Here is a 7203-nt window from a genome sequence, read left to right as displayed (position 1 = left end):
AATCATTATGAAATTGATTCACGGAAGAATTCAAAATGAGATGTCGAACCGTTAGATTTTCCAGTATTGGTTACTCACAGACTGCTTATTAGTTAGCCGCCGCCTCGGCAGTCGTCTTGAGGTCGGCTAGCCAGGCATTAAGCGAGGCCGTGAGCGCGGCGCGCATGCCTTCGGGGTCTGCTGCTACTGGCGGACCGTCCCAGGACTCGGTGGTGTGCACGACAACTCCTTTGGCTGTGGGAGTGATGGTCCATACGTGGACGCCCTCGATGCCTTGTGCCGGCCCTCCCCAAACGATACGTCGCATAGGGTCGACCTCACGGATAGTGGAATCGATGAGCAGCCCATGCGTCTCCCATTGGAAGGTGCTTCCCACCGCGATCGGACCGGATAACCGTGCCTGAGCGACGTTTTTCTGCCAAGCTGGCCACTGGTCAATGCCCGTCTGTATCCGCCATACGGTCTCCTTTGGAGCATTGATTTCGATGGATAGGTCGACGATGACCTGGGCGTTTCGGTCGACATCGATGGCGGCCCGCTGCTTATCATCGAAGGAATTCGCGAATATGACCCCACTAATTAGAATGATTATTACAACAAAGCTCATCGTGAATGTTTTTAAATTAAACGATCTGGACATCTTCATTCATCTCCTCAAGGGTTTATTTTATTTGTTGATTAATCAATTACTTGCTAGCAATCGTTACCTTGCCCTTCTGCAAAGCAAGCACCGTCGAAGTAATCCCTTCCTGGAACGGCGTCGCGGTGACCGGACCGATGAACCGTTTGTATTTTTCTCCACTTAGCGTCAGCGGCTCTTCGGTTAAATAAAGCATTTCGACAACTTCTTTCATCACGGGCACACTCATGCCTATCAACGATAAACCTAATTTTTTCAACGGAATGACCGGTTTAGCATGACCGCTTGCCCTTTGTGCTATCCGTACAATCTCTCGCCCCGATATTAGCCCGGCACCCGGTATATTCCAGTTCTGTCCATAAGCGAAGTCTTTGCCTGCCAGCTCGACAACCATGTTAGCCGCATCCCGCAAATAAATGAACTCACGGGGAACACGCATGTTGCCGACGAAAAAGGCCATTTTTCCAGCAGCGATCGCTTCCAGGGTTGAACCTAAATACGAGGCTTCATTAGCTGTAGGCCCATAATAATCGGGCAGACGGGCGATCATGACTTTGGCCTTCGTCCATCGCTTGCTGAACAACATCCGCTCATAGTCCAGCCGGATTTTTCCTTTTATCGTATGAGGCTGTTTAGGATGTTCCTCCGTAACAAGCTCCATCTGCTTTCTCCCATAAGGATAAATTCCGTCAATCGCGACCACTTTAATCGCAAGCCGTTCTGCCGCCTCCATTACCGACTCACCTAGCGGAATCAGTTTGTTCACCATCTCGTGGTACGGTACATTCGCACAATGGAACAATACGTCAGCGTCGCCAGCCTGAGCTGCAATATCGTCAGGGCGCATGGCGTCCCCTACGGCCAGCGTCAAATGCTTCGGATTTCCCAGCTTTCCAGCAAACTGCTCCAGCTTCTGGCGCGAGCGCCCGAAAGCAATGGTAGGTACTCCCCGTTTGACCAGTTCTTCCGTAATTGCTGCTCCCGTCCCGCCCGTTGCTCCAATGACTATTGCTTTTTTCATTTTCATCATCCTCGTTTCTATGTTTTTGATTGATCAATTACTAACTTGAGTTCATCATACCATCATGTTATTGATTAGTCAATTACTAATTTTAATTTAGGCAATGAAGCTGCAATGACTCGATTAATCCTACTTGTAAATCTTCGTGTAGCTGTATTGATACGTCTGACTGGATTTATCCGTGCGTGTATTCGTTGACAAGACCATTATTCTTGTACTCGAATGTATCTTGGCGTCATACGATTGGAATTCAGATCGGAGAGAAGATTGGGAACTGGCTTGGGTAAAAGCATGCCGGATGCCTGCAAACCCTTGCCACGCTTGCCAATTTCTAACCCAGAAGCTGTACGGCAAAAACTCCAAAAAACAGCTTGCCTCCCAGTAGCGTGCAATGGTTGTTCCATCTACCAGTGAAACTGGCCACCAATTCATTTATAACGTTCGACATGGAATAGGAGCAAGTCAGGTTCCATGGCCGTCGCCAAATCTTTGACTCTTACGATCGTCAGAACGAACAGTGGGACAAGTAGCGGCAGGACGCCGCGCAGCCCTTCCGCTAATATGCCGCCTTTTTCGATGAGCCGAAGCTAAACCATAAACCTCACTTATAGCTAAATATTATTAGTATTTGCGCATCGCGAACTCCCGCTTAGCTGTCTCCTGTGAGAAAATACCTTCGGATGTTATGATGTTTACAGGTATTTCCTTCGCAGCCGACAATTCCTTAACGGCCTTAATAATTTGCGGCCCAAGTAACGGATTGCACTCGACAGACATATTGAGCTTCCCAGCCAGCATCGCTTGAAAAGCAAGCTTGGTTGCGTCCACCGATAACACAATGATACCTTTACCTGGCTTCAGCCCGAACTTCTCCATCGCTTTAATTGCACCTAATGCCATATCGTCATTATGTGCGAATACGACCTCAGGTATAATGCCTCTCTCAATTATGCTATTCATTAGCTGCAGGCCGCTATCATACGTAAAATCTCCGATTTCTGAGGCGACAACACGAAAGGATGAATTGAGCGAGAGCACCTCCTCGAAACCTTGCCTTCTTTCGATTGCGGGCGCCGAACCTGCCGTGCCTTGCAGCTCAACAATGGTAGTGATTTCCCTTTGCTCCTTGATCTTATGCTCAAGCAGCCATCGTGCCGCACGCCGGCCTTCCTCCACGAAATCCGAACCGATGAACGAAGTCCATAAGCTATCGTCCTCCACCTTGACCTTCCTGTCTGTCAGTATTACCGGTATCCCCGCTGCCTTTGCCTCCGCTAGCACCTGTTCCCAGCCTGTCTCTACAATCGGGGTGAAAACAATGACATCGACCTTTTTGTCGATAAAACTGCGAATTATTTCAATTTCCTTCTCCTGGCTGCCTTCCGCATTTTGCATCAAAAGCTCTACATCCTGCTCTTGCCTTGCGGCTTTTTTTATGGATTCGGTGTTAGCTTCTCGCCAGCTGCTTTCACTACCGACGATGGCGACGCCAAGCTTGATCTTGCGTTTGCCAGCTTCTACAGCTGCATGCTGCTGCATGCCGCCTGCTTTTTCCCCGCTATTCAGATTCTCATTATTGTTTGTTACCAGGTGGCTGCGTAGAATAATCTTCTTGGGAATGACCTTTTCCCCTTTTAATATGTCAATGGCATACTGGATCGACTCTCTTCCGCCGGTCGGACTGGTCACGCTGCCGCTAAGTATGCGCTGCTGCACCAAGTCAAAGCCGCCGTTCACAGTATCAAGGCCATCAATGCCGATAATCTGCACATCGGATAATCCTAACGATTTAATAGCTCGGTATGCACCCAAAGCCATGGCATCGCTGTGGGCAAATACAAGTTTGATGCCCGGATAGTAAGGCAATATGGCTTTTAACTCATCTTCCGCCCGGTCACGCTGCCAGTTCCCATCGATCTCTTGTGTCACTTGAATGGAAGGGGTACTCTTCACATACTCTCGAAAGCCACGGCTCGTTTCTTCCTCGGATTTGGAAGTTATGGCTCCTTTAATTTCAACGACCTCGGCAGTGACGCCCGCGAGCAAATCCGAAGCCAGCTTTCCTGATATTTTGCCTATCGATAAATTATCCGAGCCAATAAACATGGTATAGTCATAGCCTGTTACACCGCGGCCCAGAACGATAACCGGAATGTGCTTATACGCTTCTGTTACCACTGGTGTCAGCTTTTCTGATTCATTTAATGAGATGATCAGGAGATCGATGCCGTACTCCATCAGCTTTTGCACATCATGGATTTGCTTCTCACTATTCTCTGCGGCATCAGTAAAAATAAGCCTCACGTTCTTATGCCTCTCCGCTTCCTTGCGGATCTCGTTATTCATGACGATTTGCCTAGGCTCGTTCAAATTAGGCTGACTAATGCCGATTAGGAAATTCGTCTCTGCTTCTACCGGCTTCGTTACCCTCTGTGTGCTTTCGAACAGGATGGAGACAACCAGGGCAAACAGGGAGGCGATAAGTAACCATATACACGTTTTTCTAAGAGAGCCCATCGTTAAAAGCCCCCGCGCTTCCTGTATTCCAAGGGGGAAAACCCTGTCATTTTCTTAAATGCATGACTAAAATAATGTTGAGATTGATAGCCGCATTTATTCGCAATCTCATACATTTTGTAAGTCGGATCATTCAAATACTGAATGGCGTTCTGGATGCGGATATCCGTGAGGTAATCAACGAATGATTTCCCCAAATCTCGCTTTAACAGTTTGCTTAAATAAGTCGCGTTCACATTCATATGCTCAGCGACCTCGGACAGGGAAAGGTCTTCCTTATAGTAATATGTTTCCAAATATTTCTTGGTCATCATAATGATCGGAGTCAGTGCGCTCTCACGAATGAGATGAGCGCGAAGAACTTCGTAATGCATAGGTATGTCCTCCAGCAGCTCGGCTACACAATGAAACGTTAGTACATTAACACCCAAATACGTCATGACACTTCGTTCAAACTCTTGATAGATCTCTCTCATATTCGTTAGTTCCGACACTGGCGTCAACGCTGCAATCTGATTCCTATCAGCACTAAAAACCGCGGACATCGGCAGCTGTGGGAGCATTTCACTTAAAATGTTTTTCATGGCGAATGCTAGTAAAGACGGTTCCCATACTTTACTCGAGACATTCATCGTGTTCTTACTAAGAGGCTTAATCAGCAGCAAACTCACTTTGCCATGAAAGTGAAGCTGGTAAAACTGCTTCTCCTCCTCGAATTGTTCCTCCGTCAGCTTCCCCGTCACCCATTTATGTAAAAAATCCTCTCTCAGCGTTAGAGCGCTATATTCTAATTTGTGATGCATCCACTGCGTATATTTTTGATCGTTGCGGTCCTTATTCAGTACTTCCAACGCCTTGACTATCACCATTTTAAGCTCTGTTTTCTGCACCGGTTTCAGCAAATAGTCAAAAACATTTAGCCGGACCGCCTGCTGCGCATAAGCAAACTCGTCATGCCCAGAGATAATAATGACCAGGCAGCGCGGATACTTCACCTGCAGCTGTTCTATGAGCTCGATTCCATTCATGAAAGGCATGTTGATGTCGACGAACATAAGATCGGCATCGACTTCACCCGCCAGCTCCAGCGCTTCCCTGCCATTCTCCGCCTCAGCAACGATGTCGATTCCCAAATCCGACCAAGGCAGCGCTTTACAAAGTCCGTGTCGAATACGTGGTTCATCATCAGCAATTAATAATTTCCACATGAACGGTCACCTCAACCTGTCTTATTACCTACCTGAACCATTGGATGCCTGACTTCCACCGTAGTTCCTTTTCCCAATTCACTATGAATATGAATTCCGTAGGCTGTACCGTAGGTGAGCTGGATGCGCTCGTTGACGTTAAACAGTCCGATCCCATACGTTTCTTCACGTTGTTTCACGCCGCGGAGAATCTCGTTAAGCTCTTTCACCTTCTCATCCGGAATACCGGCACCATCATCTGTAATCCGAAAATAGACCATATCCGCCTCCCGCCCTGCGCTTATAGTGATGAGGCCTTTGCCCGTTCTTGCTTTAACGCCATGGTAGATAGCGTTTTCAATTAAAGGCTGAAGTATCAGCTTGAGCACATGATACTTTAACATTTCCTCAGGAATATCGAATTGTATGTCCAATTTATCCATATAACGCGACATCTGAATGATCTTATAGCTTTCCGCATGCTTCAGCTCATCACGAATCGTTAGCCATTCATGTCCCCGGTTCAATCCGATCCGGAACAAATTGGTCAGTGCTCCGATAATTTCAATAATATCGTCTGCTTCATACTCCTGCGCCATCCACTGAATCGTATCGAGCGTATTATAGAGGAAATGCGGCTTGATTTGAGCCTGAAGCACTTGAAGCTCCGCTTCCCGCTTCTTTTTTTGTTCGATATATACGAGATGAATCAGATTATTAAGCTCCTCCAGCATATGATTAAAGCTTTGGCCCAGCTGTCCGATTTCGTCCTTGGTTTGTGCGACGAATCGCTGATTTAATTCGCCATCCCGCACCTTACTCATTAAGCTCATCAGCTTACGTATGGGACGAATCAGCGTTCCTGTAAAATAGGTTGATAGCAGCGAAGCCAGTACAATCGTGATAAAGGTTACGATGATTGTATAGAGCTGAATATCTTTGACTACTTTCAAATAGTCGTCATTCGGAATGACGCCTATAAACTTCCACTTATTCGTATCCGAATCATTGAACAGGATTCTGTAGTCATGACCCTTAATATTTTGCGTAACGCTGCCCTGTGGCCCGTCTTGCAGCCAGCTGCTTTGAATCCGGTACACTATTCCGTTCGTGGGAGCGTATACAATATCGCCCTTGGCATCTAAAATATACATAAAGCCCGATTTGCCCAGCTTAATGTTTTCAAATATCGATTTCAGCATATCCATTCGCAGATCCATGAGAATCACCCCAACGACCTGCTTTGACTCTGAATCCTGTATTGCATGCACGAGCGATAAGACGTCGTACGAGCTGTAATTCTGGTTGGTTGAAACATTGCGTCCGATCGGATTGCTAATGATCAGCGTCTCATCCGGCTTGTTCACAGCTTCCCGATACCAGCTCTCTTCTGTCAAAGTATCCCGTGTCATGCGGTACATTTCATGGGATACGAATTGCCCCTGATCATTGACAACCATCATGCCGGTAATTTCTTTGTTACGCGAGGCGTACATAGCCATGGTCTTCTGAATCTGTCTAATCGAAGCCTCATCGTGCATTTCCGCATTCTGTTTCATAAACGCTGTGATTCCCGAATCTTCACCTAAATAATGCAGCACATCGTTCAAGTGCTTGATATACAGATCGACGTTGCTTTCCACCTGGTGAATCATTTGCAGCGTGCTTTGATCGGCTTGGTTCTCGGAAGAGTTGCTGTAGGTACGGCTCCCCCAGAAGCTAAGAGACAGAATCGAAATCAATATAATTAAGAGAAAGATGCAGTTTAGCTTAAAGCGGATGCTGCGGTCGTGCCAATATCGAAGATATGCCTTCACTGCAATCCTCCTCTTAATCCT

General features: G+C 47.0%; 5 protein-coding genes. All 5 read right to left on the bottom strand.

The window, feature by feature from the left end:
* Nucleotides 1–88: 88 nt before the first annotated feature.
* The 5 genes from CF651_RS15265 to CF651_RS15245 all read right to left on the bottom strand — a co-directional run bounded on the left by CF651_RS15265 (nt 89) and on the right by CF651_RS15245 (nt 7182).
* Nucleotides 89–640, bottom strand: coding sequence for an SRPBCC family protein (locus CF651_RS15265; protein ID WP_218827852.1), 552 nt, complete (start codon nt 638–640; stop codon nt 89–91).
* A gap of 46 nt (nt 641–686) precedes the next feature.
* Nucleotides 687–1661 carry an SDR family NAD(P)-dependent oxidoreductase gene (locus CF651_RS15260; RefSeq protein ID WP_179232823.1) on the bottom strand — a complete coding sequence of 325 codons (975 nt, stop codon included), beginning with the start codon at nt 1659–1661 and terminating at the stop codon, nt 687–689.
* Between the two features lie 621 nt (nt 1662–2282).
* Entirely contained in the window at nt 2283–4178 is a 1896-nt protein-coding gene (locus CF651_RS15255) for a substrate-binding domain-containing protein (protein WP_094015727.1), read from the bottom strand.
* Between the two features lie 2 nt (nt 4179–4180).
* Nucleotides 4181–5386 (bottom strand): response regulator transcription factor, encoded by a 1206-nt coding sequence (locus CF651_RS15250; RefSeq protein WP_094015726.1) that lies wholly within the window; start codon nt 5384–5386, stop codon nt 4181–4183.
* Between the two features lie 11 nt (nt 5387–5397).
* The gene (locus CF651_RS15245; RefSeq protein ID WP_094015725.1) at nt 5398–7182 is read right to left on the bottom strand and encodes a cache domain-containing sensor histidine kinase; all 1785 of its coding nucleotides are present in this window, start codon (nt 7180–7182) and stop codon (nt 5398–5400) included.
* Nucleotides 7183–7203 lie beyond the last annotated feature (21 nt).

The organism is Paenibacillus rigui (assembly GCF_002234615.1).
GTDB classification, from domain to species: domain Bacteria; phylum Bacillota; class Bacilli; order Paenibacillales; family NBRC-103111; genus Paenibacillus_S; species Paenibacillus_S rigui.
The sequence above is the reverse complement of the archived record's forward strand: the minus strand, read 5'-3'. Positions and strand labels throughout refer to the sequence as shown.

Coding starts and splice junctions, on each gene's coding strand:
- CF651_RS15250 (WP_094015726.1), bottom strand. CDS start 5,386: ATGTGGAAATTATTAATTGCTGATGATGAACCACGTATTCGACACGGA.
- CF651_RS15265 (WP_218827852.1), bottom strand. CDS start 640: ATGTCCAGATCGTTTAATTTAAAAACATTCACGATGAGCTTTGTTGTA.
- CF651_RS15255 (WP_094015727.1), bottom strand. CDS start 4,178: ATGGGCTCTCTTAGAAAAACGTGTATATGGTTACTTATCGCCTCCCTG.
- CF651_RS15260 (WP_179232823.1), bottom strand. CDS start 1,661: ATGAAAAAAGCAATAGTCATTGGAGCAACGGGCGGGACGGGAGCAGCA.